General features: G+C 72.5%; 24 protein-coding genes and 1 pseudogene. 7 read left to right on the top strand and 18 right to left on the bottom strand.

The features are described from left to right. Nucleotides 1–46: 46 nt before the first annotated feature. Together AB0H28_RS18895 and AB0H28_RS18890 are read right to left on the bottom strand one after the other, a co-directional pair. Nucleotides 47–790: an enoyl-CoA hydratase/isomerase family protein gene (locus AB0H28_RS18895; protein WP_358041378.1), complete on the bottom strand. Its 744-nt coding sequence runs from the start codon at nt 788–790 to the stop codon at nt 47–49. Continuing rightward, nucleotides 787–1,641 (bottom strand): 3-hydroxyacyl-CoA dehydrogenase family protein, encoded by an 855-nt coding sequence (locus tag AB0H28_RS18890; RefSeq protein WP_358041375.1) that lies wholly within the window; start codon nt 1,639–1,641, stop codon nt 787–789. Before AB0H28_RS18890 ends, AB0H28_RS18895 begins: the two co-directional genes overlap by 4 nt. A 164-nt stretch (nt 1,642–1,805) precedes the next feature. On the opposite strand from AB0H28_RS18890, the gene AB0H28_RS18885 reads away from it, so the two are divergent. Next, on the top strand, nt 1,806–2,093 hold the full coding sequence (locus AB0H28_RS18885; protein ID WP_358041372.1) for a hypothetical protein: 288 nt from the start codon (nt 1,806–1,808) through the stop codon (nt 2,091–2,093). A 52-nt stretch (nt 2,094–2,145) separates the two neighbouring features. On the opposite strand, the gene AB0H28_RS18880 is transcribed toward AB0H28_RS18885, so the two are convergent. Beyond that, entirely contained in the window at nt 2,146–2,925 is a 780-nt protein-coding gene (locus AB0H28_RS18880; protein ID WP_358041369.1) for a class I SAM-dependent methyltransferase, read from the bottom strand. Between the two features lie 54 nt (nt 2,926–2,979). Here AB0H28_RS18880 and AB0H28_RS18875 point away from each other — a divergent pair, with 54 nt between their 5' ends. Continuing rightward, the gene (locus AB0H28_RS18875) at nt 2,980–3,378 is read left to right on the top strand and encodes a PPOX class F420-dependent oxidoreductase (RefSeq protein WP_358041366.1); all 399 of its coding nucleotides are present in this window, start codon (nt 2,980–2,982) and stop codon (nt 3,376–3,378) included. A gap of 56 nt (nt 3,379–3,434) precedes the next feature. Here the strand turns inward: AB0H28_RS18875 and AB0H28_RS18870 are convergent, their stop codons facing one another. Both AB0H28_RS18870 and AB0H28_RS18865 read right to left on the bottom strand, forming a co-directional pair. After that, a complete protein-coding gene (locus AB0H28_RS18870) occupies nt 3,435–3,644 on the bottom strand; it encodes a BldC family transcriptional regulator (protein WP_007073996.1) in 210 nt (69 codons plus the stop codon). A gap of 256 nt (nt 3,645–3,900) precedes the next feature. After that, entirely contained in the window at nt 3,901–4,740 is an 840-nt protein-coding gene (locus AB0H28_RS18865; RefSeq protein WP_358041364.1) for a hypothetical protein, read from the bottom strand. A gap of 163 nt (nt 4,741–4,903) precedes the next feature. On the opposite strand from AB0H28_RS18865, the gene AB0H28_RS18860 reads away from it, so the two are divergent. Next, entirely contained in the window at nt 4,904–5,986 is a 1,083-nt protein-coding gene (locus AB0H28_RS18860) for a Glu/Leu/Phe/Val dehydrogenase dimerization domain-containing protein (protein WP_358041361.1), read from the top strand. 298 nt (nt 5,987–6,284) lie between these two features. Continuing rightward, complete coding sequence (locus AB0H28_RS18855) at nt 6,285–6,500, top strand: DUF3073 domain-containing protein (protein ID WP_278108624.1); 216 nt, start codon at nt 6,285–6,287, stop codon at nt 6,498–6,500. Between the two features lie 146 nt (nt 6,501–6,646). Here AB0H28_RS18855 and amcA read toward each other — a convergent pair whose 3' ends face one another. From amcA to AB0H28_RS18830, 5 genes are all read right to left on the bottom strand, one after another. Continuing rightward, nucleotides 6,647–6,859 carry a multiple cyclophane-containing RiPP AmcA gene (gene amcA / locus AB0H28_RS18850; protein WP_358041358.1) on the bottom strand — a complete coding sequence of 71 codons (213 nt, stop codon included), beginning with the start codon at nt 6,857–6,859 and terminating at the stop codon, nt 6,647–6,649. After that, nucleotides 6,840–7,931: a cyclophane-forming radical SAM peptide maturase AmcB gene (gene amcB / locus AB0H28_RS18845; protein ID WP_358041442.1), complete on the bottom strand. Its 1,092-nt coding sequence runs from the start codon at nt 7,929–7,931 to the stop codon at nt 6,840–6,842. Before amcB ends, amcA begins: the two co-directional genes overlap by 20 nt. Nucleotides 7,932–8,055: 124 nt before the next feature. Further along, nucleotides 8,056–9,210 carry a phosphoribosylformylglycinamidine cyclo-ligase gene (gene purM, locus AB0H28_RS18840; protein WP_358041355.1) on the bottom strand — a complete coding sequence of 385 codons (1,155 nt, stop codon included), beginning with the start codon at nt 9,208–9,210 and terminating at the stop codon, nt 8,056–8,058. Between the two features lie 56 nt (nt 9,211–9,266). Next, on the bottom strand, nt 9,267–10,784 hold the full coding sequence (gene purF / locus AB0H28_RS18835) for an amidophosphoribosyltransferase (protein ID WP_358041352.1): 1,518 nt from the start codon (nt 10,782–10,784) through the stop codon (nt 9,267–9,269). A gap of 167 nt (nt 10,785–10,951) precedes the next feature. Further along, on the bottom strand, nt 10,952–11,305 hold the full coding sequence (locus AB0H28_RS18830) for a sterol carrier family protein (protein ID WP_358041350.1): 354 nt from the start codon (nt 11,303–11,305) through the stop codon (nt 10,952–10,954). Between the two features lie 160 nt (nt 11,306–11,465). Between AB0H28_RS18830 and AB0H28_RS18825 the strand changes: the two genes are divergently transcribed. After that, nucleotides 11,466–13,721 (top strand): carboxypeptidase-like regulatory domain-containing protein, encoded by a 2,256-nt coding sequence (locus AB0H28_RS18825; RefSeq protein ID WP_358041346.1) that lies wholly within the window; start codon nt 11,466–11,468, stop codon nt 13,719–13,721. Between the two features lie 51 nt (nt 13,722–13,772). On the opposite strand, the gene AB0H28_RS18820 is transcribed toward AB0H28_RS18825, so the two are convergent. The 6 genes from AB0H28_RS18820 to purS all read right to left on the bottom strand — a co-directional run bounded on the left by AB0H28_RS18820 (nt 13,773) and on the right by purS (nt 20,380). Then, the gene (locus tag AB0H28_RS18820) at nt 13,773–14,327 is read right to left on the bottom strand and encodes a GNAT family N-acetyltransferase (RefSeq protein WP_358041343.1); all 555 of its coding nucleotides are present in this window, start codon (nt 14,325–14,327) and stop codon (nt 13,773–13,775) included. Then, nucleotides 14,327–15,694: a hypothetical protein gene (locus AB0H28_RS18815; RefSeq protein ID WP_358041340.1), complete on the bottom strand. Its 1,368-nt coding sequence runs from the start codon at nt 15,692–15,694 to the stop codon at nt 14,327–14,329. Before AB0H28_RS18815 ends, AB0H28_RS18820 begins: the two co-directional genes overlap by 1 nt. Nucleotides 15,695–15,974: 280 nt before the next feature. Next, nucleotides 15,975–16,730, bottom strand: coding sequence for a 2-phosphosulfolactate phosphatase (locus AB0H28_RS18810; protein WP_358041439.1), 756 nt, complete (start codon nt 16,728–16,730; stop codon nt 15,975–15,977). Between the two features lie 4 nt (nt 16,731–16,734). Further along, nucleotides 16,735–19,392: a phosphoribosylformylglycinamidine synthase subunit PurL gene (gene purL / locus AB0H28_RS18805; protein ID WP_358041336.1), complete on the bottom strand. Its 2,658-nt coding sequence runs from the start codon at nt 19,390–19,392 to the stop codon at nt 16,735–16,737. Nucleotides 19,393–19,436: 44 nt separating this feature from the next. Continuing rightward, entirely contained in the window at nt 19,437–20,120 is a 684-nt protein-coding gene (gene purQ, locus AB0H28_RS18800; protein WP_358041333.1) for a phosphoribosylformylglycinamidine synthase subunit PurQ, read from the bottom strand. Continuing rightward, nucleotides 20,117–20,380 carry a phosphoribosylformylglycinamidine synthase subunit PurS gene (purS, locus tag AB0H28_RS18795; protein ID WP_358041330.1) on the bottom strand — a complete coding sequence of 88 codons (264 nt, stop codon included), beginning with the start codon at nt 20,378–20,380 and terminating at the stop codon, nt 20,117–20,119. Before purS ends, purQ begins: the two co-directional genes overlap by 4 nt. Nucleotides 20,381–20,848: 468 nt before the next feature. Here purS and AB0H28_RS18790 point away from each other — a divergent pair, with 468 nt between their 5' ends. Together AB0H28_RS18790 and AB0H28_RS18785 are read left to right on the top strand one after the other, a co-directional pair. Next, the gene (locus AB0H28_RS18790) at nt 20,849–21,532 is read left to right on the top strand and encodes a DUF1986 domain-containing protein (protein ID WP_358041327.1); all 684 of its coding nucleotides are present in this window, start codon (nt 20,849–20,851) and stop codon (nt 21,530–21,532) included. Next, nucleotides 21,529–22,122: pseudogene (locus AB0H28_RS18785) on the top strand (YbjQ family protein). Before AB0H28_RS18790 ends, AB0H28_RS18785 begins: the two are co-directional and overlap by 4 nt. A gap of 168 nt (nt 22,123–22,290) precedes the next feature. Here the strand turns inward: AB0H28_RS18785 and purB are convergent. Then, on the bottom strand, nt 22,291–23,715 hold the full coding sequence (gene purB, locus AB0H28_RS18780; RefSeq protein WP_358041324.1) for an adenylosuccinate lyase: 1,425 nt from the start codon (nt 23,713–23,715) through the stop codon (nt 22,291–22,293). 252 nt (nt 23,716–23,967) lie between these two features. Beyond that, nucleotides 23,968–25,260 (bottom strand): acetyl-CoA C-acetyltransferase, encoded by a 1,293-nt coding sequence (locus AB0H28_RS18775; RefSeq protein ID WP_358041321.1) that lies wholly within the window; start codon nt 25,258–25,260, stop codon nt 23,968–23,970. Nucleotides 25,261–25,262 lie beyond the last annotated feature (2 nt).

Genomic DNA, 25,262 nt, shown 5'->3' with positions numbered 1-25,262 from the left:
GTGGGGGCCGCACCGGTCGCGCCGGTGCGGCCCCCGCCGGGTCGACTCAGCGCGACCGGCGCCGCTCGAGGAACTCGGTCATCCGCCGGTGCTTCTCCTCGTCCTCGAAGAGCACGGCCTGGCTGAGCAGGTCGAGCTGCGGATGCGCGGCCGGCGGGGCGTCCACCGCCAGCTTGGTCAGGCGCAGCGCCAGCGACGAGCCCTTGGCCATCTCGTCGAGCAGGCCGTGGGCGGTGGGCAGCAGCTCCGCCGGCTCGGCCACCATCCGGTTCACCAGGCCGATCCGCAGCGCCTCGCCCGCGTCCACCCGGCGGCCGGTGAAGAGCAGCTCCTTGGCCCGGGCCTCGCCGATCAGCGCCGGCAGCCGGTAGGTCGCGCCGGCGCCGGCCAGGATGCCCAACCGCACCTCGGGCTGGCCGAAGACCGCCCGGTCCGTGCACACCCGAAGGTCGCAGGCGTACGCCAGCTCGGCGCCGCCGCCCAACGCCGGGCCGTCGACCGCCGCCACCGTGGGCAGCGGCAGCGCCCGGATCCGGGCGAAGACACCCTGGTTGATGGCGGCCAGCGCGTCCAGCCGGCCACGCTCGCGGAGCTGCGCGATGTCGGCGCCGCCGGCGAAGATGCCCGCCGTACCACCGGTGAGCAGCATCAGCCGGGGACGCGCCTCCAGGTCGGCGCAGACGTCGTGCAGCTCGCCGACCAGGTCGGCGTCGATCGCGTTGCGCTTCTCCGGCCGGTCCAGCGTGACCACCAGCCGGTCCGGCATCTCCTCGATCCGCAACCCGTTCACCGTCGGCCGCCTTCCCACGTGTAGAAGCCCTGCCCGGACTTCTTGCCCAGCTTCCCGGCGGCGACCATCTCCACCAGCAGCGGCGGTGGCGCGAACCGGTCCCCGTACGCGGCCTGGAGGGTGCGCGCGATGTCGAGCCGGACGTCCAGCCCGACCAGGTCGGTCAGCTCCAGCGGGCCGACCGGGTGCCGGTAGCCGAGCACCATCGCCTTGTCGATGTCGGCCGGCGCGGCCACCCCGTCGGCCACCATCCGGATCGCCTCCAGGCCGAGCGTGACACCGAGCCGGGAGGTGGCGAAGCCGGGCATGTCGCGTACCACGACGGGGTCCTTGCCCAGCCGGGCGGCGAGCGCGACGGCCGCCTCGGTGGTCTCCGGCGCGGTGGCCGGGCCGACCACGACCTCGATCAGCGCCATCGCCCAGACCGGGTTGAAGAAGTGCAGCCCGAGGAAATCCGCCGGACGCTCCAGCCCGTCGGCCAGCTCGGCGATCGGGATGCTCGAGGTGTTGCTGCCGAGCAGCGCCGGCCGGCGGCTCTCGGCCCGGCGCAGCACGGCCCGTTTGAGGTCGAGTCGCTCGGGCACCGCCTCCACGATCACGTCCGGGCCCTCGGTCACCTCGGCCAGGTCGGTCCGCAGGGTCACCCGCGCCCGGTCGGCGGCAGCCGCCTCCGCGGTCAGCTTGCCCCGGCGTACGCCCCGGTCCCACAGCTCGCCGAGGCGCCGGACGGCCTCGGCGCCCCGCTCCGGGTCGACCTCGACCAGTTCGACCGCGTACCCGGCGCCGGCCGCCACGTACGCGATGCCGAGGCCCATGGTGCCGGCCCCGACGACCACAAAACGACCACTCATCGCTGTCCCCTCGTCGCGGCGGTGGCGCGCGGGGTCTCCGCCACACCGGGCCGGCCGCTGGCTCGATCCTGGATGCGACCCTATGCAGGGCGGGACCGCCGGGCATGCGTGGGGGCCGACCGGACGGGGTAAAGACCGCCGTCAACGCCGAAGGAAGGAACGAGATGAGCCAGGCACCGGAGAGCGCGCAGGGCGCCGAGACGGTCGAGACGCGCGGTGACGAGCGGGTGGACCTGCTTCGTGCGGACACCAACAACGACGGCAAGACCGACGTGTGGGTGGTGGACACCGACGGCGACGGCAAGGCCGACCTGTTCCAGTTCGACACCGACGGCGACGGCAAGGTGGACATCACCATGGTCGACATCGACGAGGACGGCCAGCCGGACGAGGTGGTCGACGGCGACGGCGGCCTCCCCCCGGAGCAGACCACCCCCACCGTGCAGGTCTGAGAGGTAAGGAGGGGCCCCTTGTTATCGCCTACGCGATAGCAGGGGCCCCTTCCTAACGCCGCAGCGCGAGCGTGGCGAGATAGTAGGGGTGGTCGGTGTCGTCCACGTCGACAAGTCGCCACGCGGAGCCGTGGACCAGCTCGGCGAACTCGTCCGGCGAGCACACCAGGTAGTCGAACCACTCGGTGCCGAGCTGCCGGTAGCGCAACCGCAGCCGTAGCTGCCCGCCCATCCGGCCCCGCCGCCGGTTCGCCTCGTGGTAGGCGGTGTGCACCGGGTCGGTGGTGCCGTACGGGTCGGTGCCGTGCGCGATCACCCGCGCGCCGGGGCGGGCCAGCGCGGCGAGTGCGGCCAGCAGCGCGGGGGCCCGCTCCCGCCCCTCGAACAGGCCCAGGTTGTTGCCGAGCAGCAGGAACGTGTCGTAGCGCCGGCCGTCGGCGACGTGTTCGTCGACCGTGGCGTGCACCAGCTCACGTACGCCCCGGTGCCGGCTGACCCGCAGCGCGCCGAGCGAGGTGTCCAGGCCGGTCACCGGCACGCCCTGCTCCTGAAGGCGCAGCGCGATCCGGCCGGCGCCGACACCGACGTCGAGCACATGACCGTGAACCCGGTCCACCGCCCGGTGGTCGTGCGGCTGCCACCGCTCGGGCGGATCCAGGTAGTGACCGGCGGGCGCGCCGTTGACCAGCCCGTCGTCCCGTTCGATGATCTCGATGACCGGGCGCGGCAGCCGGCCGCCGGCCATCGGTCGGGGTCCGACGCCGGTGGCCACCGCGTACGTGTCGCGGATCATCTCGCCGAACACGTCGCCGATCGTGGGCTCGGAGGTCATGTGGGCACGCTATCTCCGGCTCGCCGGCGCGGTCGCGGCCGTATCCTTGGCGACGTGACCGACCTGGATCGCCTCGCGGCGGAGAAGTACGTCCTGCTCACCACGTTCCGCAAGGACGGTCGGGCGGTGCCGACACCGGTGTGGGCGGTGCGCGACGGCGACGCGCTGGCGGTGTGGACGGTGTCCGACTCCGGCAAGGTGAAGCGGATCCGGCGCGACGGCCGGGTCACGGTGGCGCCGTGCGACGTGCGCGGCCGGCCGCACGGGGAGGCGGTGCCCGGTCACGCCACGATCGACGATCCGGAGAGCACCCGCCGGGTGCGGGAGTTGCTAAAACGGAAGTACCGGCTGATCGGCCGGCTCAGTCTGCTGGGCAGCCGACTGCGCCGGGGGGAGGGCGGCACGGTGGGGTTGCGGATCGTGCTGGACGAGGCGACCTCCACACACGATTGAGGGCGGTGGCCCGTCGGCCACCGCCCTCGATCGGAAAGCGGGAAGAACTCCGGTCGTCAGTCCCCCTGACGTTGCTGGGGGATCTGCCCCTGTAGCAGGGCGCGTACCTCCGACTCGCGGTATCGGCGGTGGCCGCCCAGCGTCCGGATGGCGCTGAGCTTGCCAGCCTTTGCCCACCGGGTCACCGTCTTCGGGTCGACTCGGAACATCGACGCCACCTCGGCCGGCGTGAGTAGCGGCTCTGGTTCGTGCGTTCGCGATGCCATCGGGGTCACTCCTCCACATGTATAGACATCGGCCGGGGTCCCGCCGGCCGACGCGTCTCCCATGGTCCGGCTAGTCCCCGATGTCCGACATGGGCCGAACGGCTGAAGGTCCCTAGACGGACGGATGAACCATGCCCGATTTTTACGACTTTTATGCCGCAGAAACCACCTTATTCGGACTCATGATCACGGATGGTGATGCATTAGCTACGAGACACTTTCGCACGCCTCGCCTCGAAGAGGGACGAAACGGGCGTCAGTTGCAGCGTTCCAGAAGTTGCACCGCACGCCAGCGGGCGACCAACTTGTCGTACGCCGCCGACGCCTCCTCGGCCTCGCCCCGGGCCAGCCCGGCCAGACCGGCCGCGACCAGCTCGGTCGAGTCGTCGTCGGCAAGCGTCTCGTCCGGCAGCAACCGCACCAGCCCGCCGTAGTCCAGCTCCACCACCGACCGGGGGTGGAACTCCTCCAACCAGCGTGCGGCCTCCTCGACCGCCTCGGTGATCGGCGCCTCGCCGACCGACTTGCGCAGCACCGACAGCGCCCGCGACGAGCGGCGACGCGCCTTGGAGATCTCGGTGCGGAAGCGCAGCGCCCGCCGCTGCGGGTCGGTGACCAGGTGCCGCTCCCCGGTCTCGAACAGCACGAACCAGCGCAGCGGCACCCCCCAGGTGGCGACCTGTTCGTGCACCCGCGGCACCCCGTGCTCCAACACCCGCGCCCCGCTGCGCCAGTCCTCCACGACGGCCTTGGCCTGCCCGGCCAGCACCGGCGGCACGAACGCGTCGGCCAGCACCGGGGGCACGCCGTCGCGGGCGCTCAGCGCCGCCTCGGCGACCCGGATCCGCAGGTTCCAGGGACAGACCAGCAGCGTGTCGTCGGCTTCCAGGACGTACGCCTCGTCGGGCGGGTCGGGCAACCGGGTCCAGCCCGCGCCCAACGCCTCGATCACCGAGGTCCGCTGCCGGCCCGGCCCGTCCAGCGGGGCGATCGCCCGGCCCTCGCTGACGTACCGGCGCCAGTACGACTGTCGATCCCGGTCGAAGGCGGTCAGCGGCTCGTAGACGCGCAGGTATGAAGCGAAGAGCGACGGCACGGCGCGATCCTCCCACGAGACGGGACCGTCCGTCGCCGCCGTCGTGACGTGGGCGACAGTACGGTTCCGGCCGATATTAGGCTCAACGGCACCGGCAGCATCCCGCCGCGTGCCACCGAAGGTCCGCACCCCACAAGGGCGCACACCGACACAGGAGTCAGCCATGGGCGTATTCGCCAGCACCGACGACCCGGAATCGACGGGTCACGAACAGGTCGTGTTCTGCCAGGACAAGCAGTCCGGCCTGAAGGCGATCATCGGGATCTACTCCACCGCGCTGGGCCCCGCGCTCGGCGGCACCCGGTTCTACCCGTACGCCAGCGAGGCCGACGCCCTCGCCGACGTGCTCGACCTGTCGCGGGGCATGGCCTACAAGAACGCCCTGGCGAACCTCGACCTCGGCGGCGGCAAGGCGGTCATCTGGGGTGACCCGGATCAGCTCAAGAGCGAGGCTCTGCTGCGCGCGTACGGCCGCTTCGTGGAGTCGCTGAACGGCCGCTACTACACCGCCTGCGACGTCGGCACCTACGTCGCCGACATGGACGTCATCGCCCGCGAGACCCGCTACGTGACCGGCCGCAGCGTGGAGCACGGCGGCGCCGGCGACTCGTCGATCCTCACCGCCTGGGGCGTCTACCAGGGCATGCGGGCCGCCGCCGAGCACGTGTGGGGCAGCCCGACGCTGACCGGCCGGCGGGTCGGCGTGGCCGGCCTGGGCAAGGTCGGCAAGTACCTCACCGCGCACCTGCTGTCCGACGGCGCCGAGGTCGTGGCGACCGACGTCGACCCGCGCGCCCAGGAGTGGGTGCGCGCCACGCACCCGCAGGTCACCCTGGTCGACGACACGGCGGCGCTGGTCGCGTCCGACATCGACGTGTACGCGCCGTGCGCGCTGGGCGGCGCGCTCAACGACGAGACCGTGCCGGTGCTGCGGGCCAGGGTGGTCACCGGCGCGGCGAACAACCAGCTCGCCCACCCGGGCATCGAGAAGGTGCTCGCTGACCGGGGCATCCTCTACACCCCGGACTACGTGGTGAACGCCGGTGGCGTGATCCAGGTGGCGGACGAGATCGAGGGCTTCAACTTCGAGCGGGCCAAGCTGCGCGCCACCCGGATCTTCGACACCACCCGGGAGATCCTGCGGCTGGCCGATGACGAGGGTGTCCCGCCGGCGGTCGCGGCGGACCGGCTCGCCGAGCGGCGGATGGCCGAGGTCGGCCGGCTGCGCGCCATCCACCTGCGCTGACGCGGCCCGGGGGCGGGCCGTCGGCTCCGCCCCCGCCCGCGCGCCCCGGGCCGGGACGTTAAGCTGGGACTCGGTTGCTTCGTGCCGATTTGCCCACTGTCACGGGCGGCTCCGGTCCTCACTCCTTACCGGGTACACTCGGTGACAGCCGGAACACTGCGACGCGCAAGGCCGGTCGACGGTGACCCGAGGTGCCGAACGGTGGCATCCCCATGTACCGTAAGAGCCACGAGAGATGCCTGACGTCATCGGGGCCCGCCTTCGGGCTGCCCCGCATTCTGTGCGAGGGGGTCGAGCCATGGGGCGCGGCCGTGCTAAGGCCAAGCAGACGAAGGTGGCCCGGGAGTTGAAGTACCACTCCCCGAACACCGACCTAACCGCCTTGCAGCGTGAACTGGCGGGTAGTGGTAAGTCTGAGCACAACTTCGACGACGACTACAAAGAGTATGTCGACGACGATGACGAGGACCACACGGACGACGACCCGGACCCCTGGGCCCGTCCGACCCGCTGACCTCCGGTCGCAACTGAGCACGCGGTAGCCCCCGCGTGCTCACGCATGTGCCCACCCGGAGACGGCGTACGACCGACGATCAGGGACCTGCCGCACCGGGAGCCTCCCCGGCCGCGCCGGCAGGTCCCTGATCGCGCGGGCCCGTCTCAGCGCGGCCGGTTGTTCCAGTTGTAGAACGTCGGGATGTTCTCGAAGTGGTTCCACGCGCACACCGCGCCGGCACCGTCGGAACCCGACGCCTCCGCCCGCAGCAGGCGCGCCGCCTCCGCCTCGTCGAGCAGCGTGGACAGCCCCGCGGCGGCATCCCGTACCCGGTCGGCCACCATGTCCCGGTCGGTGTCACTGGTGATCTCGGGCATGCTCCAACACTCCCTCCAGTAGGCGGATCTTGCTGTTGCGGCAGTGCTCGGTCTCCGTGCCGTCGAACCGCCCCTGTTCGAAGTAGCGGTTCGCGGCATGGCCGCCGCCACAGAAGCCGAAGTAGGCGCAGGACGCCCGACACGCCTCCACGCCGGTGAGGAACTCGCCCACCCACGGCGTCCGCCCCGCGTCGACGAGGATCTCCCGCAGCGGGGTGGTCAACACGTTCCCGCTGCCGAAGTCGCCGTAGCGGGGGTCGGTGAAGCCGGCCAGCTCCGGGGAGAGCACCACCACCGAACCGTCGTGCCCGACCGTCGGGATCGGGTCGAGACGGCGGGGCAGCAGGTCGTCGGCGGCGCCGGCCAGGACCGCGCCGGCGTACCGCAGCGACCACTCCACCTCGCGCAGGTGGATCCGGGGGTCCCGGCGCCACGCCGCGACCAGCTCCGCCCAGAACCCGGTCACCGCGGTCGCGTCCCGCGCGTTCGTCCGGGTGTTGACCCCCTCGGTCTCCTCGATGTTGACGCCCAGCACCTCGCACCCCAGGTCGAGGAAGTAGGCGTACAGCTCGGCCGCCAACCCCGCCTCCGGCCGGGAGACCACCGCGAGGGCCGAGAACGGCAGCCCGTGCCGGCGCAGCGCCGCCACCCCGGCCACGATCCGGTCGTACGCCGGCCGGCCGCCCCGGGTGACCCGCTCGGCGTTGCGGGCCCGCGGACCGTCCACGCTCACGCTGACCCGCACCCGGTGCTCGACGAAGAACGCGCACCAGGCGTCGTCGATCAGCGTGGCGTTCGTCTGCACGTGGTGCTCGACCTCGGGCCCGAACGGAGCCAGCAGGGCGGCCAGGTGCTCCCGGCCGGCCGCCAGCGGCTCGCCGCCGTGCCAGACCACCGAGCACCGGCCCTGGGCCGCCCAGGGGTTCACCGACGCCGCCACCGCCTCGGCCACCGCCACCGGCATCCGCCGGTCCGCCGCGCGTAGCGGCAGGTAGCAGTAGGCGCAGTCGAGGTTGCACAGCGTGGTCGGCTGCATCACGACGTAGGAGGGAACGGCGGCGATTCCCCGCATCCCACCCGGCGTGCGCGCAGCCATCGACCCTCCCCCGCCTGAAGAAACCGAACCTTCAGGCTAGGCCGCATCGGCCACTCGGGTGAACCCCCGATCAGGTGCCTGGATGATCAACGTAGCGTGATCATCCTCGGGTGTGCTGCCCGACCATCCGCACGTTGCCGGAACCCTCGATGATCTCACCGGCCTGCCAGGCGTCCACGCCCCGGCCGGTCAGGGTGGCCAGCGCCCGGTCGGCGTCCTCGGCGGAGACGATGGCGAACATCCCGACGCCCATGTTGAAGGTCGCCTCCATCTCCGGGTCCTCGATCCGCCCCTTGGACTGGATCAGGTCGAAGATCGGCTGCGGCTTCCAGGTGGACCGGTTGACCACCGCGTCGACGTGCTCGGGCAGGACCCGGACCAGGTTGCCCGGGATGCCGCCGCCGGTCACGTGGGCCAGCGCCCGCACCTCGGCCTCGGCGATCAACTTGAGGCAGTCCTGCGCGTAGATCTTGGTCGGGGTGAGCAGCTCCTCGCCCAGCGTGCGCTGGCGGCCGAAGTCCTCGATCACCACGTCCAGCCGCATCCGGCCCGCGCCCAGCAGCACGTGCCGGACGAGCGAGTAGCCGTTGGAGTGCAGACCGGAGGAACGCATGGCAATCACCACGTCGCCCACCTCGACCCGCTCCGGGCGGAGGATCTCGCTCTCCTCCACCACGCCGACGCCGGTGGCCGAGATGTCGTACTCGTCCGGGCGCAGCACACCCGGGTGCTCGGCGGTCTCGCCGCCCAGCAGCGCGCAACCGGCGTACCGGCAGCCGTCGGCGATGCCGGCGCCGATCTCGGCGACCTTGTCCGGCACGACCTCGCCGGTGGCGATGTAGTCCAGCAGGAACAGCGGCTCGGCGCCGCAGGCGACCAGGTCGTCGACGACCATGGCGACCAGGTCGATGCCGACCGTGTCGTGGATGTCGAGCTGCTGGGCGATCACCAGCTTGGTGCCCACGCCGTCGGTGGAGGACGCCAGGATCGGGCTCTTGTACTTCTTCGTGTCCAGCCGGAAGAGGCCGGCGAAGCCGCCCAGGTCACCCATGACCTCCGGGCGCCGGGTCTCCCTGACCTTGGACTTGAGCAGTTCGACCGCACGGTCGCCCGCCTCGATCGACACCCCGGCGTCAGCGTACGAGACCGAGCGTTTGCGCTGCGTCCGGCTGGACCCCGCCGACCAGGGCTGGCGGTCGCCGCCGGCGCCCGTCGGGCTGGATCCTGCGCCGCTGCGCTCGGACACGTGCGTCACGGTTCTCCCCTTTGTGGTTCCGCGGGCCCGGATCGGCCGGCCCCGCGTCGGTGGTGCTACGGGTGGTGGGTCGGTGTGGCGACGAGCGGGTTGGTGGGCTCGGCCGCCTCGGCGACGACCCGGCGGCCCACTCCCTCCAGCACGTGCTTGCCGATCAGGTTCCCGGCCGGCAGTTCGATCGGGTACTCCCCATCGAAGCACGCCCGGCAGAGCCGGGTCTTCGGCTGCTCGGTCGCCGCGACGAGACCGGGCAGGGATACGTAGCCCAGCGTGTCGGCGCCGATCGACCGCCGGATGCCCTCGTTGTCGAGCCCGTTGGCCAGCAGTTCGGCCCGGGTGGCGAAGTCGATTCCGTAGAAACAGGGCCAACTGACCGGCGGTGAGGAGATCCGGACGTGGACCTCGAGCGCGCCGGCTTCCCGCAGCAGCCGGACGATGGCCCGCTGGGTGGTGCCCCGGACGATCGAGTCGTCCACCACCACCAGCCGCTTGCCGCGGACGTTCTGCCGCAGCGGGTTGAGCTTGAGCCGGACGCCCAGCGCGCGCAACGTCTGCGACGGCTGGATGAACGTGCGCCCGACGTACGGGTTCTTCATCAGCCCCTGGCCGTAGGTGATGCCCGACTCCTCGGCGTAGCCGATGGCCGCCGGCGTGCCCGACTCCGGCACCGGGATCACCAGGTCGGCCTCGACCGGGTGCTCCTTGGCGAGCTGGCGGCCGATCTGCACCCGGGCGGCGTGCACGTTCCGGCCGGCGATGGTGGCGTCCGGGCGGGCGATGTAGACGTACTCGAAGAGGCAGCCCTTGGGTTCCGGGGCGGCGAACCGGCTGGAGCGCAACCCGCCCTCGTCGATCGCGATCAGCTCGCCCGGCTCGACCTCGCGGACCACGCTCGCGCCGACGATGTCCAGCGCGGCGGTCTCGCTCGCCACCACCCAGCCGCGCTCCAGCCGGCCGAGCACCAACGGACGCACGCCGTGCGGGTCGCGCGCCGCGTAGAGCGTCGACTCGTCCATGAAGACGAAGCTGAACGCACCGCGCAACTGCGGCAGCACCTCCAGCGCCGCGGCCTCGACCGAGAGGTCGGGCCGACCGGCCAGCAGCATGGTGACCAGCGAGGTGTCGTTGCTCGACCCGTCGGAGTCCAGGCCCCGGGCGGACACCTCACGCTGCAGCTCGGCGGTGTTGACCAGATTGCCGTTGTGGGCCAGCGCGATCGTCGTGCCGGCGCTGGTGGCCCGGATGGTCGGCTGGGCGTTCTCCCAGGTGGAGCCGCCGGTGGTCGAGTAGCGCGCGTGCCCGATCGCGACATGACCGCGCAGGCTGGCCAGCGTCGGCTCGTCGAAGACCTGCGCGACCAGGCCGAGGTCCTTGTAGACCACCACGCCGGAGCCGTCGCTGACCGCGATGCCCGCGGCCTCCTGGCCACGGTGCTGAAGGGCGTAGAGCCCGAAATAGGTGAGATTGGCGACTTCTTCCCCGGGCGCCCAGACACCGAAGACGCCGCACGCGTCCTGGGGGCCGGGTCGTTGGGGGTCAAGGTCGTGGCTCAGCCGGCCATCGCCTCGGGGCACCTGCCGCTCCCTCGTGCTGGGGGTCTGGACTGGCCTGGCGGAGTCGGGGGGAAGCTCCGCACCGTGGGCCGGGACCGTCGTCGGGCACCAGTGTACGCGAACAGGCGTCGCCACCGACAGTCACGACATGTCCGCCGAACGTGACCCGAACCGTCCTCGGCCGCCGACTAAATCGGGAGGTACGCGGAGAGGTCGGCCCGGTTTCCCGAGACCCGTACGTGACCCTCGGTGACCGCCTCCGCCCACCCGAGGCGACCGGTGGCGACCGCCAGCCAGGCGGCCGGATCCATCTCCACCACGTTCGGCGGGGTGCCCCGGGTGTGTCGCGGACCGGTCACGCACTGCACCGCGCCGTAAGGTGGGACGCGCACCTCCACCGATCGGCCGGGGGCGCGCTCCGTGAGGGCGGCCAAGAGCGACCGGACCGCCTCCCGGAGCACCGGCCGTTCGGGCGTACGCCCCTCATCCAAGGCCGTGAGCGCGGCGAGGACCGAGTCGGAATAAGCGCGCGGAGAGGACACGACGGGACGATACGACCCGGCAGAAGGCCGCCCGACGCCGGCCCTGGGTAGAGATGATCCGGTCGGACAAGGCATAGTTGCCGACGGCGTAATTCGTACCGTGAGTGATCAACCCGGCCGGACCGGCCGGCGGGGAGATCAGACCCGGAAGGCGGTGGACGTGTCAACACACCGACGTGCCTGGAAACATCGGGCCGGTGTGGTCGTGGCGCTGGTCTTCGGCGCGTTGCTCACCGTCCCCGCCACACCCGCCCTCGCCGCGTCGATCGTCACCGCCACCAACTCCGTCACGATCGATGCGGGCAAGAGCAGCCAGGTCGTCGTCAAGGTCCGCCTGGGCAACGGTGAGGACGCCGCCGACATCGACGTGACCGACCTGCCCGACGGCGTCAACTGCGGCGGCTGCGGTTCGATCGACTTCGGCGGCGCGCCGGAGAAGGACGTCACGCTGACCCTCTCCGCCGGCGGCGACGCCCCCGCCAGCAACGGGCTGGCGAAGATCACGGTGAGCGGTGGGGGGACGCGCCCACTCCGCGTCACCGTCAAGGCAGCCGCGCCGCCGCCGCCGCAGCAGCCGCAGACCGTCAAGACGGTGTCCGGCAAGGTGGTCGACTCCGACGGGGAGCCGATCTCCGGCGCGCTCGTCATGCTGCGCGACAGCGCCGGCAAGGAGCGTCGGACGAACACGAACGGCAGCGGCAACTTCAGCTTCAGCGGCTCCGCCACCAACCCGATCGCGCCGGGCCGGATCGACCTGGGCGCCTCCACCGATGGTGCCAGCCCGACCGCCAAGTCGATCAACGCGGACGCCGGTCAGTCCGCGACCGGGATCCGGCTCAGCATCGCGGTCAAGGCGGCGTCGGAGAGCCCGAGCGCGAGCCCGTCGGCCAGCGAGTCGGCCCCGCCGTCGGAGGAGGCGACCGAGGAAGCGGCAAGCGAGCCACCCGCCTCCGACACGCCGGCCGCACCGCAGCCGGCCGCCAGCGAGGAGGACTCCGGCGGCTTCGGCTCCTGGTTGCTCATCCTGCTCGGTGGCCTCTTCGTCGCCGTCGGCGTGGGCACCATCGTGCTGCTCTACATGCGCCGCAAGAACGAGGACGGCGACGCCGACGGCGACGGCCCGGACGGCCCGATCGGTCCCGGTGGCCCGGGCGGGGCCGCCGCGGCCGGCGCGATCCCCGCGGCGCGCGGCGCCTACCGGGGCGCGGACGACCAGACCCGGGTGGTCAACGGTATGGGCGCCGGTCCGGCACCGACAATGGTCGGTGGCGCCGCGCTCAGCGAGGCGCCGACCATGCTCCAACGCCCGGTCGTGGACGACGTCCCACCGGATCCGTACGGTGCCCCGCCCGGGCCCGCCTACGGCGTCGGCGCGGGCCAGGGCGGTTACGGCTACGGCGAGAACGCGGCCGGTCCGGGCGGCAACGACGGCTACGGCAACGCGCCTTCCTCGGGCAGCGGCTACGGCAACGCGCCCGCCTCGGGCAGCGGCTACGGCCCGTCCTCCGGCGCCGGCTACGGCAGCCCGGACTACGCGGCCGGCTATCCGCCGGCTCAGGGCGGTGGCTACGGCAACGAGCGCTTCGACGAGCCCACCGGCCGCTACACCGGTGACGGCACCCAGTACACGCCGGCGGCCGACCCGTACCCGACCAGCACCTACCAGCCCGAGGCGGGCCAGGGCTACGAGCAGGCCGCCCCCGGGCAGTACGGCCGGGGCGCGGAGCAGGGCGACGGCTACCGCACCGGCGGCTACGGCGACGCGCCCACCGGTTACGACAACGTCCCCGGCGGCTACGACGGCGGCCGGCAGCAGGCCGGCTACGGCGACGCGCCGACCGGCGGCTACGACGCCAACCCGGCCGGCGGCTACGGCGCCAGCCGGGGTGCGACCTACGGCGACGCCCCCACCGGCGGTTACGGCGACGCGCCGGGCTACGGCGGCGGCCGACCCGGCAGCGGCTACGACAACCCCCCGGCGGGCGGCTACGACAGCGCCTCGACGGGTGGCTACGACAGCGCCGCCGGCGGATACGACAGCGGCCGGCCGGCGGGCGGCTACGGCGACGCGCCGACCGGCGGTTACGACGCCGACCCGGCCGGTGGTTACGACGGGCGGCAGCCGGGCGGCTACGACGGCGGCCACGCCGGCTACGGCCAGCAGGGCGGCTACGACGGCGGCCAGGCCGGCTACGAGCAGCGCCCCGGCTACGGCGACGGCTACGGCCAGTCGCCGCAGGGCGGCTACGGCCAGGGTGGCTACGGCGAGCAGGGTGGCTACGGCCAAGAGCCGCAGCAGCGCGGTGGCTACGACAACCCGGGCGGCTACCACAACGACCCGGCCCAGGCCGGTCGCGCCCGGGACGGCGGCCAGCCCGACCGGGGCGGACGGCGTCTGGACTGGCTGGACGACTGAGCTTCGCCTGCACCACGGTGGCCGCCCGCTTTCCGCGGGCGGCCACCGTCGTCAGGTCACCCGACCGGCGGAGGAAGGCTGCCTGACCAGGACCATGAACGTCGGTGCGTCGTCCCAGGTCGGCGTCAGATAGGTGACGTGTCGCCACCCCCAGGAGTCGTAGGCGCGTCGGGCGACGGCATTCTCCGGATCCACCAGAAGTGTCGCGCGGTCCTCGGCGCGGCGGCTCAGCAACTGGTCGTGCAGCGCCCGCGCCACACCGCGGCGTCGCCACTGTGGCAGCACGAGCAACTCACTGACGGCGAACGTGCGTCGGCCCGTCTCCTCGGTGAAACCCGTCGGCGTGGGTTGTTCGATCCCCGCCCACCAGCCGGTCTCCGAGGGCAGGGGAAAGCCGTAGATGTATCCCACCAGTTGACCGTCGACCGTGGCGGTGACCAGGGTCCAGCCGGCGCGCGTCATGTGGGCGGCGAGTTGACGGCGGTACCGGTCCTCGCTGTGGAACTCGCCGCCGTCCGCGTACACCTGTCGGTAGACGGCGACGAGGTCGTCGACGAGCGGGACCGCCTCGGCGGCGGCGTGGTGACGCAGGTCCAGTCCCTGCACTACCGGCTCACCGCCTGGTCGTACGCGTCGACGAACTCCCGGCTCGCGGGGGTCGGTCGCTGGGTCTGCGCCAGGCTCGCCCTGACCCTCGCGAGATCACGCCGCACCCGCCCGGAATTCACCTGATCCAGGTCCGGCAGGACGTCCATCGCCGTCCGCGCGGCCTCGTCGACGTCGCCGAGCCGGCACCGCGCGTCGGCGAGTTGAACCGCATAGTAGATCCGGTTCCGGCGCAGCGCCGGAGGGATGCTGTCGGTGATCGCCTGGAACGCGTCCGCCGCGCGGTCGGCCCGGCCCATCGCGAGGTACGACAACCCTTCGATGCCCTCGACCTCCTGCGCGGTGACGAAATGCAGGAACGGCAGGTCGTCGTCGCTGGTGCCGCGCTCGAACTCGCGGCGGGCCCTGGTCATCGCCCGGCCGAAGCCGCTCACGTCCCGCAGCGCGGCGTATGCGTGTGCCGTCCGCAGGTGGACCAAGGTCGCCAGCCTCGGCGTGCCCCACCCGGCGGAGGCCCGCAGCGCCGCATCCGCGCTGTGCAGCGACTCGGCGGGATGATCGTCCCGGACGAGCAGCGCGAGCTGGACGAAGGCGAGCACCTCCATGCGCGGATCGTCGGCGATGCGGGCGCGGGTGATCGCCTCGTTCAGGTACGGCCGCGCCATCGGCCGGCGGTCGGAGTCGATGGCCAGCCAGGCGGTCGCAATCGCGAGGTCGGCCAGCGCGATCTGCAAAGCCTCGCCGACCTCCCTGGTATAGGTGGCCTTCGTCGCCCATGACGAGAGGCGCGCATGGACCCGGACGGCGATGTCGTAGAGCTGATCGGCGCCCGCCACCGCATCGGCCTGCCGGAGCTGCTCCACCAGCGAGCCCGCGTGGCGCACCTGTTCCATGCCGACGCTACGAGGTGTGTCGGCGGGTGCGGAGAGCAGGTCGTGGAAGCCGGTCGCGGCGATGCCGGCAAGCGCGGCCAGGGCGTGAAAATGTCGCCGGTCCGTGGTGCCACCTCCTCGGTCCGATGCCGATGTCGCGGCATCCGCCGGGGCCGGCGGGTTCGCCGCCCCGGCTGTCTCCATGGTCGCGGCCGACTCGTGGTCGGGCCGCCCCGCGTCCTCGTGCGATCTGGCCAACGGCTGGTCGGGCAGGCTGAACCACAGCCGGAAGGCCGGAATCCGCAGCAGCCCCGCCCAGTGGATGAGGCGGTCCAGGTGAACGATCGGCGGCCCGTTCTCCACCCGGCTCAACTGCGCCTGCGTAATCCCCAGCCACCCGGCCACCACGCTCTGCGGCAGCGGGCTCCGGCCCTGATAGGGGTGATTCCGGTACGCGCGGATCACCTGCCCGAGATGCCGCCCGGCCAGCGCCACCCGTAACGGTTCGTGCTCCCAAAAGGATGCGGGCACCACCGGTGGTGCACTCCACCGGTCCCGCTCGGCGGCCTGGCAGGGCGCGCAGCGTCCACTTTCGTTGTCGCGAGCCAGGCGTCCCCCGCAGCGGGGGCAGTTGGCGTGGGTCACCGGCGACCTCGCTTCGCACGGGTGGCTGTGTCCGAAATCGAGCCTAACCATTCAAGCGGTTCCGCGGCGCGGCAGTATGCGTGGCGCGTATATCGCCGCTGGTGCCACTCGACAGCGGCCCGGCGACCAGTCAGGCGGCGGCGAAGTGGCCCCGACGAAGCACCGGCACCACGTCGGAGACACCGACCTGGGTGGCGATCGCGACGTCCTCGGCGAAGCCACCCCCGGCGAGTTCCCGGCCGGAGACGCAGCCCCGGACCGCCGCCGGCACGTCGGGCGTGCTGGCCAGCGCGGCCAGCGCCATCGCCGCCTCCACCGAGAGCCCACCGGGCACCCCGGCCAGCGCGTCCAACACGCAGGCCGCGCCGAGCTGGTCCTCCACGCAGGGGCGCAGCGACCCGTCGGGCCAACGCTCCCCGGCGGCCACCACGCCCACCGGGGCGTCGTTCGTGCCGTACCCCTGGTTGCGGAGCCAACGCCCGACGGCGCGCGCGTTGCGCAGGCACGCCGCGACCACCGGCACTCCGGTGGCGCTCGCCGCGGCGCTGATCGCGGAGCCGTTGGGCGACGGCAGCACCAGGTCGGCGACCACCGGCGCGGTCCGCAGCGCCGCCGGGGAGAGCGACCACGGGTGCTCCGCGGTGGTCTGCCGGCGGCCCACCGCAGCGACCGCGCCCATCCGCCGGGCGTACTCGGCGGCCTGCTCGCCCCACGGGAACGGGTGCACCCGTGAGCCGCGGCCGACCGCCACCTCCACGGCGGTGGTGAACGACAGCACGTCCACCACCACCAGGGCGGCGCAGACCCGGCCGAGTTCCGCCGCTCCGGTCAACCCCCAGTCGAACCGGGCGCCGGCTCCGGGTTGGGCGAAGACGGCCAAGGTCAGGGCCTCAGCGCTGGTCCGGCGCCGGGCGCTGGTCGGGCTCACCGGAAGCCGGGTCGGTGGCCGCCTCGGACGACTCGCTCGCGCCGCCGGCCGGCGAGCCCTCGGCACCCGTCGCGGGTGCACCCGCGGACCCGGCCGGCCCGGACTCGCCGGTCGGGCCGGCCCTCGCGATCGGCTCCGCGTCGACGGACGCCGGCTCCACGCCGACGGGCTGCTCGGCGGTGGCCGGAAGCACGGTGGCGGTGCCGGTACGGGTCGACGCCACCTCCACCCGCGACGCCTCGGTGTCGCCGAAGAGACGCGGCAGGGTCGCACCGTGCGCCTCACGCAGCTCGTCCAGGCCGATCCGGAACTGGCCACGCACCTCCAGCGCGCCACCGGTCGGGTCGGTGACGCCGATGAACTCCCACGGCACACCGTGCTCGCCGCAGAGGGCGGTGAACGCCTTCTCGTGCCCGCGCGGCACCGACACCAGCACCCGACCGGCGGACTCGCTGAACAGGAAGACGAACGGCATCGAACCGTCGGCGAAGTGCTCCGGCAGCGCGATCTGCGCGCCGACGCCGCGGCGCAGGGTGGACTCGACCAGGCTCTGCGCCAGACCGCCGTCGGAGAGGTCGTGTGCCGAGCTGACGTGCTCGACCCGCGCCGCCTCGGCCAGCAGCTCGCCGAGCTGCCGCTCGCGGGCCAGGTCGACCTGCGGCGGGATACCGCCCAGGTGCTCGTGCGTCACCCAGGCCCACTCGGAGCCGGAGAGTTCGACGTGCGTCTCGCCCAGCAGGAAAAGCTGGTCGTGGTCGCCGGCCGGCCGCGGCTCGAAGCCCATCGGCACCCGCTGGGCGACGTCGTCGAGCACGCCAAGCACGCCGACCACCGGGGTCGGGTGGATGGCCGCGGCGCCGGTCTGGTTGTAGAAGCTGACGTTGCCGCCGGTGACCGGGATGCCCAGCTCCAGGCAGCCGTCCGCCAGGCCGCGCACGGCCTCGGCGAACTGCCACATCACGCCCGGGTCCTCCGGCGAGCCGAAGTTGAGGCAGTTGGTCACCGCGATCGGCTTCGCACCGGTCACCGCCACGTTCCGGTACGCCTCGGCGAGCGCCAGCTTCGTCCCCTGGTAGGGGTCGAGGCGGGCGTAGCGGCCGTTGCCGTCCACGGAGAGGGCGACGCCGAGGCCGCTCCGCTCGTCGATCCGGATCACGCCGGAATCCTCCGGCTGGGCGAGCACCGTGTTGCCCAGCACGTAGCGGTCGTACTGCTCGGTCACCCAGGTCTTGTCGGCGAGGTTGGGCGAGGCGATCATGCGGAGCAGGGTCTCCCGGAGCGCCTCCGGGGTGCTCGGCCGGGGCAGCGTCTCGGCCCGGTCGGCCTGGAGCAGGATGAGGTCGGCCGGCTCGCGCATCGGGCGGGCGTAGACCGGGCCGTCGTCGACCAGCGAGCCCGGCGGCACGTCGACCACGAGCTGGTCGCGCCAGGTGATGACCAGCCGGCCCGGCCGGCCGTCCGGCGCCGGCGGGGTGACCTCGCCGATGGCGGTGGCCCAGACGCCCCACTTCTCGGCGGTCTTGAGCACCGCCTCCAGCTTCTCCGGCGTGACGACCAGGAGCATCCGCTCCTGGGACTCGCTGGCCAGGATCTCGTGCGGCTCCATCGAGGGCTCGCGCAGTGGCACCCGCTCCAGCCAGACCCGCATGCCGGTGCCGGCGGAGGCGGCGGTCTCGGTGAGGGCGCAGGTCAGGCCGGCGCCGCCGAGGTCCTGGATGCCGACGACCAGTTCGGCGTCGTACAGCTCCAGACACGCCTCGATCAGCAGCTTCTCCATGAACGGGTCGCCCACCTGCACGGACGGGCGACGCTGCTCGCTGCCCTCGTCGAAGGTGGCGCTGGCCAGCACGGAGACGCCGCCGATGCCGTCCCGGCCGGTCTTGGCGCCCATCAGCACCACGACGTTGCCGGGGCCGGTGGCGTCCTTCTTCTGCAGCCGGTCGACCGGCAGCACGCCCAGGCAGAGCGCGTTGACCAGGGGATTGCCCTGGTAGCAGGGGTCGAAGACCACCTCGCCGCCGATGTTGGGCAGGCCGAGGCAGTTGCCGTAGCCGCCGACGCCGGCCACCACGCCGGGCAGCACCCGGGCGGTGTCCGGGTGGTCGGCCGCGCCGAAGCGCAGCGGGTCCATCACGGCGACCGGGCGGGCGCCCATGGCGAGGATGTCGCGGACGATGCCGCCGACACCGGTCGCCGCGCCCTGGTACGGCTCGACGAAGCTCGGGTGGTTGTGCGACTCGACCTTGAAGGTCACCGCCAGCTCGTCGGAGACCCGGACCACGCCGGCGTTCTCCCCGATGCCGGCGAGCAGCCGGTCGCTCGGCGGGGCCTTCTCGCCGAACTGGCGCAGGTGCACCTTGCTCGACTTGTACGAGCAGTGCTCGCTCCACATGATCGAATACATGGCCAGCTCGGCCTGGGTGGGCCGGCGGCCGAGGATGTGCCGGATCCGGTCGTACTCGTCGTCGCGGAGCCCCAGCTCGGCGTACGGCTGAAGCTCCTCCGGCGTGCCGCCGGCGCGCTGCACGGTGTCCACGCCCGGCGCCCAGTCGTCGCTCGGGCCGGTCTGCGACACCACGCCCTGCGACTCCCGCAGGCTCGGCTCCGGATGGGTGGTCATGGCGTCTCCTTGCTGCGCTCGCGGAACCGGCTCGGTCCTCGCGCTCACGCCGGGGCTCCCACCAGGTGCTTGAGCACCGAGGTGAAGAAGCCGAGGCCGTCCAGGGAGGGGCCGGTGAGCGCCTCCACCGCGTGCTCGGGGTGCGGCATGATGCCGACGACGTTGCCGGCCTCGTTGGTGATCGCGGCGATGTCACGCTGCGACCCGTTGGGGTTGCCGCCCAGGTAGCGAGCGACGACGCGGCCCTCCGCCTCCAGCCGGTCCAGCGTGGCGGGGTCGGCGACGTAGCAGCCTTCGCCGTTCTTGACCGGGACGAGCACCTCCTGGCCAGGCTGGAACGCGTTGGTCCAGGCGGTGCCGGTGGCCTCGATGCGCAGGACCTGATCGCGGTTGCGGAAGTGCAGGTGCTGGTTGCGGGTGAGCGCCCCGGGCAGCAGGTGGGCCTCGCAGAGGATCTGGAAGCCGTTGCAGATGCCGAGCACCGGCAGGCCGCCGCGGGCGGCCTGCACGACCGTCTCCATCACCGGGGCGAACCGGGCGATGGCGCCGCAACGCAGGTAGTCGCCGTAGGAGAAGCCGCCGGGCAGGACGACGGCGTCCACGCCGTGCAGGTCCGCCTCGCCGTGCCAGAGCCGGACCGGCTCGGCGCCGGCGATCCGGACGGCCCGGGCCGCGTCCCCGTCGTCGAGCGAGCCGGGGAAGGTCACCACACCGACCCGGGCGGTCACGAGTGCGCGCCCGCGGTCTCGTCGGCGTTGACCACGCGGACGGTGAAGTCCTCGATCACCGGGTTGGCGAGCAGCTTGTCGGCGATCTCGCGGGCCCGGTCAAGGTCCGGTTCGCCGGTGAACTCGATCTCGATCCGCCTGCCGATCCGAACCGAGGCGACGTCGCTGACGCCGAGCCGGGGCAGCGCGTTTGCGACGGCCTGGCCCTGCGGATCGAGGATCTCGGGCTTGAGCATGACGTCGACGACAACGCGAGGCACTGGGCACTCCTGACTGTGTACGCAGTTGGGTGCCGGCCCACAAACGGCCGAGCGCAGCCAGCCTACCTGGCAGATGCCGTCCGGCCCGCACCGGCCGGGGCCAGGCCGGGCGATGATCGGCGGAAGCTGCGACACGAGCCGGAGACCGTTGTGCGTTCGTTGCGGCGTCGATATGCAAACGTTGCCCAGCGGGCCGCCCCCCGATCCTTCACAACGGCTCTCACCAGGCATTTTGGCTCGTTCCATTACCGGCATGACCGGCTTCCGGCGGCACCGCAGCCGACCGGGCGGCACACCTCACACAATCGATACCACTCAATCGATATCTTGTGACGCGGCCTCGCGCGCCCGTAGCATGCATCGTCAGATGTCGATGCCATCGATCGATGTTGCTCGCCGGTCCACCCCGCCCGGCGGACCCGATCCACACCCGGGCACCCGGGTGTCCGCGCAGAAGGAGCCCTCACCATGCGCCTCCGTCCCCTGCTCGCCGTGCTGACCACCGCGCTGGCCGGCGTGCTGGCCACCGCATCCGGCGCCGGCGCCGCACCGGCCGGCCCGCAGCCGATCATCGGCGGCGGCACCGTCTCGTCCGCGCCGTGGGCCGCGGCCGTCTTCAGCAACGGCTCGTTCACCTGCTCCGGCAGCGTGATCGCGTCCCAGTGGGTGCTCACCGCCCGGCACTGCGTCAGCGGCACCATGTCGGTCCGGGTCGGCAGCGTCTACTACGCCTCGGGCGGCGTGACCCGTAGCGTGAGCGCCTCCTACACCCGCTACGACCTGGCCCTGCTCCGGCTCTCCAGCACGGTCAGCACCTCCACCGTGTCGCTGGCCAGCAGCAACCCGCCGGTCGGCTCCACCAACTCGATCTACGGCTGGGGCATGACCTGCTACAGCGGCTGCGGCGCGTCGCCCCAGCTCAAGACCGCCAGCGTCCGGGTGACCAGCACCAGCGTCAGCGACGCGTACGGTGGCCAGGCGATCCGCAGCACCCGGGTCAACGGCAACGCCTGGCGGGGCGACTCCGGCGGCCCGCAGTTCTACAACGGCCGGCAGGTCGGGGTGGCCTCCACCGCCGACGGCTACAGCATCCAGAACTACGGCAGTGTCGCGTACAACCGGTCCTGGATCACCTCGGTGGCCGGTGTCTGACGCTTTCCACCTGATGCGGCGCGGATGGGTCGGGAGTCGCCCGACCGTCCGCGCCGCGCCGTTTCGCAGCATCCGATCAGGTGCCCACGGCACCCGAACCACCTTCCCCGGTGACTGACAGCATCGGAAACGTGCTGGTCGTGACGACGGATCAACTGCCCGGCTACGAGATCCGCCAGATCCTCGGCGAAGTGGTCTCCTCGATGGCGAGGACCCGCAACCCGTACCGCGAGGGGGTCAAGAACCTGCGCGGTGGCGCCTACGACCCGATGGCGCCGGACAACCTCACCCGGTGGCGGACCGACTCGGTGGCGCGCCTGGGCGAGGAGGCGCAGCGGCTCGGCGCGAACGCGGTGATCGGCATGCGCTTCGACAGCCGCGACTGCGGCGAGATGTGGATGGAGATCTGCGCCTACGGCACCGCGGTGATCGTCGCGCCGAAGACGCCCGACGTCATGCCACCGGACCAGCCGATGATCGCGGCCGAGACGGCCCACGACCCGGAGATCGCGACCGCCCCCGGCGGCATCGCCGAGCCGGCGAGCGCCCCCAACCTCAGTTCGGCGGCCGAAACCCCCACCGGCCCCTGACCCCCGCCACCCCACCGCCCACCCCACCTACCCGCCCCTCCCTCATCCCCGCCCGCTGATTCACGGAAAGTGTGGCTGTCGAGCGCGGAATGACCACTCTTTCCGTGAATCAGCGCGGACGGGGTGGGTGGGGTGGGTGGGGTGCGGTGGGTGGGTGGGTGGGTGGGGTCAGAGGATGGGGGGTGGGGAGTAGGTGGCGGCCTCGGGGTGGGATTGGACGATCTTGGTGATTCTCGCGGTGATGCGGGCCACCTGATCGTTGGCGGCGCCGGTGAAGGTGTTGCGGTCGGCGACCAGGGCGTCGATCTCGGCGCGGGTCAGGTTCAGACGGCCGTCCGCGGCCAGGCGGTCGAACAGGTCGTTCTCGGCCGCGCCCTGCTCCCGCATGGCCAGCGCCACGGCGACCGCGTGCTCCTTGATCACCTCGTGCGCGACCTCCCGGCCGACGCCCCGGCGCACGGCGGCGACCAGGATCTTCGTGGTGGCCAGGAACGGCAGGAAGCGCTCCAACTCCCGGTTGATCACCGCCGGGTACGGGCCGAACTCGTCAAGCACGGTGAGGAACGTCTGGAACAGGCCGTCGGCGGCGAAGAACGCGTCCGGCAGCGCCACCCGGCGCACCACCGAGCAGGAGACGTCCCCCTCGTTCCACTGGTCGCCGGCCAGCTCGCCGACCATCGACAGGTAACCCCGGATGAGCACGGCGAAGCCGTTCACCCGCTCCGAGGAACGGGTGTTCATCTTGTGCGGCATCGCGCTGGACCCGACCTGGCCCGGCTTGAAGCCCTCGGTGACCAGCTCCTGGCCCACCATCAGCCGGATCGTGGTGGCCAGCGACGACGGCGCGGCGGCCACCTGCGCCAGCGCGGCGAGCACGTCGAAATCCAGCGAACGCGGGTAGACCTGGCCGACGCTGTCCAGCACCCGGGCGAACCCCAGGTGCCCGGCGACCCGGCGCTCCAGCTCGGCGACCTTGCCGGCGTCGCCGTCGAAGAGGTCGAGTTGGTCGGCCGCGGTGCCCACCGGCCCCTTGATCCCGCGCAACGGGTAGCGGCCGATCAGGTCCGCCAGCCGCTCGTACGCGATCAGCAGCTCCTCCGCGGCCGACGCGAAGCGCTTGCCGAGCGTGGTGGCCTGCGCGGCGACGTTGTGCGACCGGCCGGTCAGCACCAGCGCCGAGTATTCACCCGCGTGCCAGCCCAGCCGGGCCAGCGTGGCCACCACCCGGTCCCGGATCAGTTCCAGCGACGCCCGCACCTGGAGCTGCTCCACGTTCTCGGTCAGGTCCCGGGAGGTCATCCCCTTGTGCACGTGCTCGTGCCCGGCGAGCGCGCTGAACTCCTCGATCCGGGCCTTCACGTCGTGCCGGGTGACCCGCTCGCGCGCCGCGATCGAGGCGAGGTCGACGTCGTCGACCACCCGCTCGTACGCCTCGACCACCCCGTCCGGCACCGGCACGCCGAGGTCACGCTGGGCCCGGAGCACCGCCAGCCAGAGCCGGCGCTCCATCCGGACCTTCTCCTCCGGCGACCAGAGGGCGACCAGTTCGGGTGAGGCGTACCGGTTGGCGAGCACGTTGGGGATCGTCGTCACGGGGCCATTCTTCCGCACCCGTCGGCCGGCCCCGGTCGGGGTGGGGCGCGCGCCCCACCCGGCACTCGCCGGTCGGGGCGTCACCGGATCGAGGATTCACCTGGTTCGCCGCGCGGCCACCCGCTCGACCATGACCCGGCCGTAACCCCAGTAGGTCGGCCTGGTTCACCGCGGCGGACCTTGCGTGCGTCTCATGTCTGGGGAACGGGGCCACCCGCCACGCGGGTTGCCCCGGCCCTCGAAATCGGTGGGTCAGCGCTCCAGGATCGCGGTCACGCCCTGCCCGCCGGCGGCGCAGATGGAGATCAGGCCGCGCCCGCTCCCCTTGGTGTCGAGCAGCTTGGCCAGCGTGGCGACGATCCGGCCACCGGTGGCCGCGAACGGGTGCCCGGCGGCCAGCGACGAGCCGTTGACGTTGAGCTTCTCCCGGTCGATCGAGCCGAGCGGCGCGTCCAGGCCGAGGCGCTCCTTGCAGAACTCCGGCGACTCCCAGGCCGCCAGCGTGGCCAGCACCTGCGAGGCGAACGCCTCGTGGATCTCGTAGAAGTCGAAGTCCTGGAGCGTGAGCCCGGCCCTGGCGAGCATCCGGGGCACCGCGTAGGTGGGCGCCATCAGCAGCCCTTCGTCGCCGTGCACGAAGTCGACGGCGGCCGTCTCGGACCAGGAGAACCAGGCCAGCACCGGCAGGCTGTGCGCCCGGGCCCACTCCTCGGAGGCGAGCAGCACGGTCGACGCGCCGTCGGTCAGCGGCGAGGAGTTGCCGGCGGTCATGGTGGCCCGCTCGGCGTCCGGGCCCTTCGTGCCGAAGACCGGCTTCAGCGAGCCGAGCTTCTCCAGGCTGGTGTCCGGCCGGAGGTTCTGGTCGCGGGTGAGCCCCAGGTAGGGGGTCATCAGGTCGTCGAAGAACCCCCGCTCGTACGCGGCGGCGAGCCGCTGGTGCGAGCGGAGCGCCAGCTCGTCCTGGGCCGCCCGGTCGACGTTCCAGCGCAGCGCGGTCACCGCCGCGTGGTCGCCCATCGACAGCCCGGTGCGCGGCTCGGCGTTGCGCGGGATCTCCGGCTGGAACGGCTGGAGCGGGCGCAGCTTCGCCGCGATCTTGAGCCGCTCGCCGAGGGTCCGGGCGGAGTTGAGCTGGATCAACGTGCGGCGCATGTCCTCGTTGACGGCCAGCGGCGCGTCCGAGGTGGTGTCCACGCCACCGGCGATGCCCACCTCGATCTGCCCGAGGGCGATCTTGTTGGCGACCAGGATGGCGGCCTCCAGCCCGGTGCCGCAGGCCTGTTGGACGTCGTACGCCGGGGTGTGCGGGTCGAGCCGGGAGCCGAGCACCACCTCGCGGGTGAGGTTGAAGTCGCGCGAGTGCTTCAGCACCGCCCCGGCCACCACCTCGCCGACCCGCTCGCCAGCCAGCCCGTATCGGGCGACCAGCCCGTCGAGCGCCGCGCCGAGCATGTCCGCGTTGGACGCGTGCGCGTAGCGCGAGTTGGACCGGGCGAAGGGGATGCGGTTGCCGCCGATCACCGCGACCCGCCGGACACTCTGCACGA

This window comes from Micromonospora sp. NPDC050980 (assembly GCF_040653835.1).
In the GTDB taxonomy this organism is placed as follows: domain Bacteria; phylum Actinomycetota; class Actinomycetes; order Mycobacteriales; family Micromonosporaceae; genus Micromonospora.
This window is presented reverse-complemented; position numbering and strand designations above follow the sequence as displayed.

Coding starts and splice junctions, on each gene's coding strand:
- amcB (WP_358041442.1), bottom strand. CDS start 7,931: ATGCGGGGAATCGCCGCCGTTCCCTCCTACGTCGTGATGCAGCCGACC.
- AB0H28_RS18790 (WP_358041327.1), top strand. CDS start 20,849: ATGCGCCTCCGTCCCCTGCTCGCCGTGCTGACCACCGCGCTGGCCGGC.
- AB0H28_RS18885 (WP_358041372.1), top strand. CDS start 1,806: ATGAGCCAGGCACCGGAGAGCGCGCAGGGCGCCGAGACGGTCGAGACG.
- AB0H28_RS18880 (WP_358041369.1), bottom strand. CDS start 2,925: ATGACCTCCGAGCCCACGATCGGCGACGTGTTCGGCGAGATGATCCGC.
- AB0H28_RS18870 (WP_007073996.1), bottom strand. CDS start 3,644: ATGGCATCGCGAACGCACGAACCAGAGCCGCTACTCACGCCGGCCGAG.
- purL (WP_358041336.1), bottom strand. CDS start 19,392: ATGACCACCCATCCGGAGCCGAGCCTGCGGGAGTCGCAGGGCGTGGTG.
- AB0H28_RS18890 (WP_358041375.1), bottom strand. CDS start 1,641: ATGAGTGGTCGTTTTGTGGTCGTCGGGGCCGGCACCATGGGCCTCGGC.
- amcA (WP_358041358.1), bottom strand. CDS start 6,859: ATGCCCGAGATCACCAGTGACACCGACCGGGACATGGTGGCCGACCGG.
- AB0H28_RS18860 (WP_358041361.1), top strand. CDS start 4,904: ATGGGCGTATTCGCCAGCACCGACGACCCGGAATCGACGGGTCACGAA.
- AB0H28_RS18855 (WP_278108624.1), top strand. CDS start 6,285: ATGGGGCGCGGCCGTGCTAAGGCCAAGCAGACGAAGGTGGCCCGGGAG.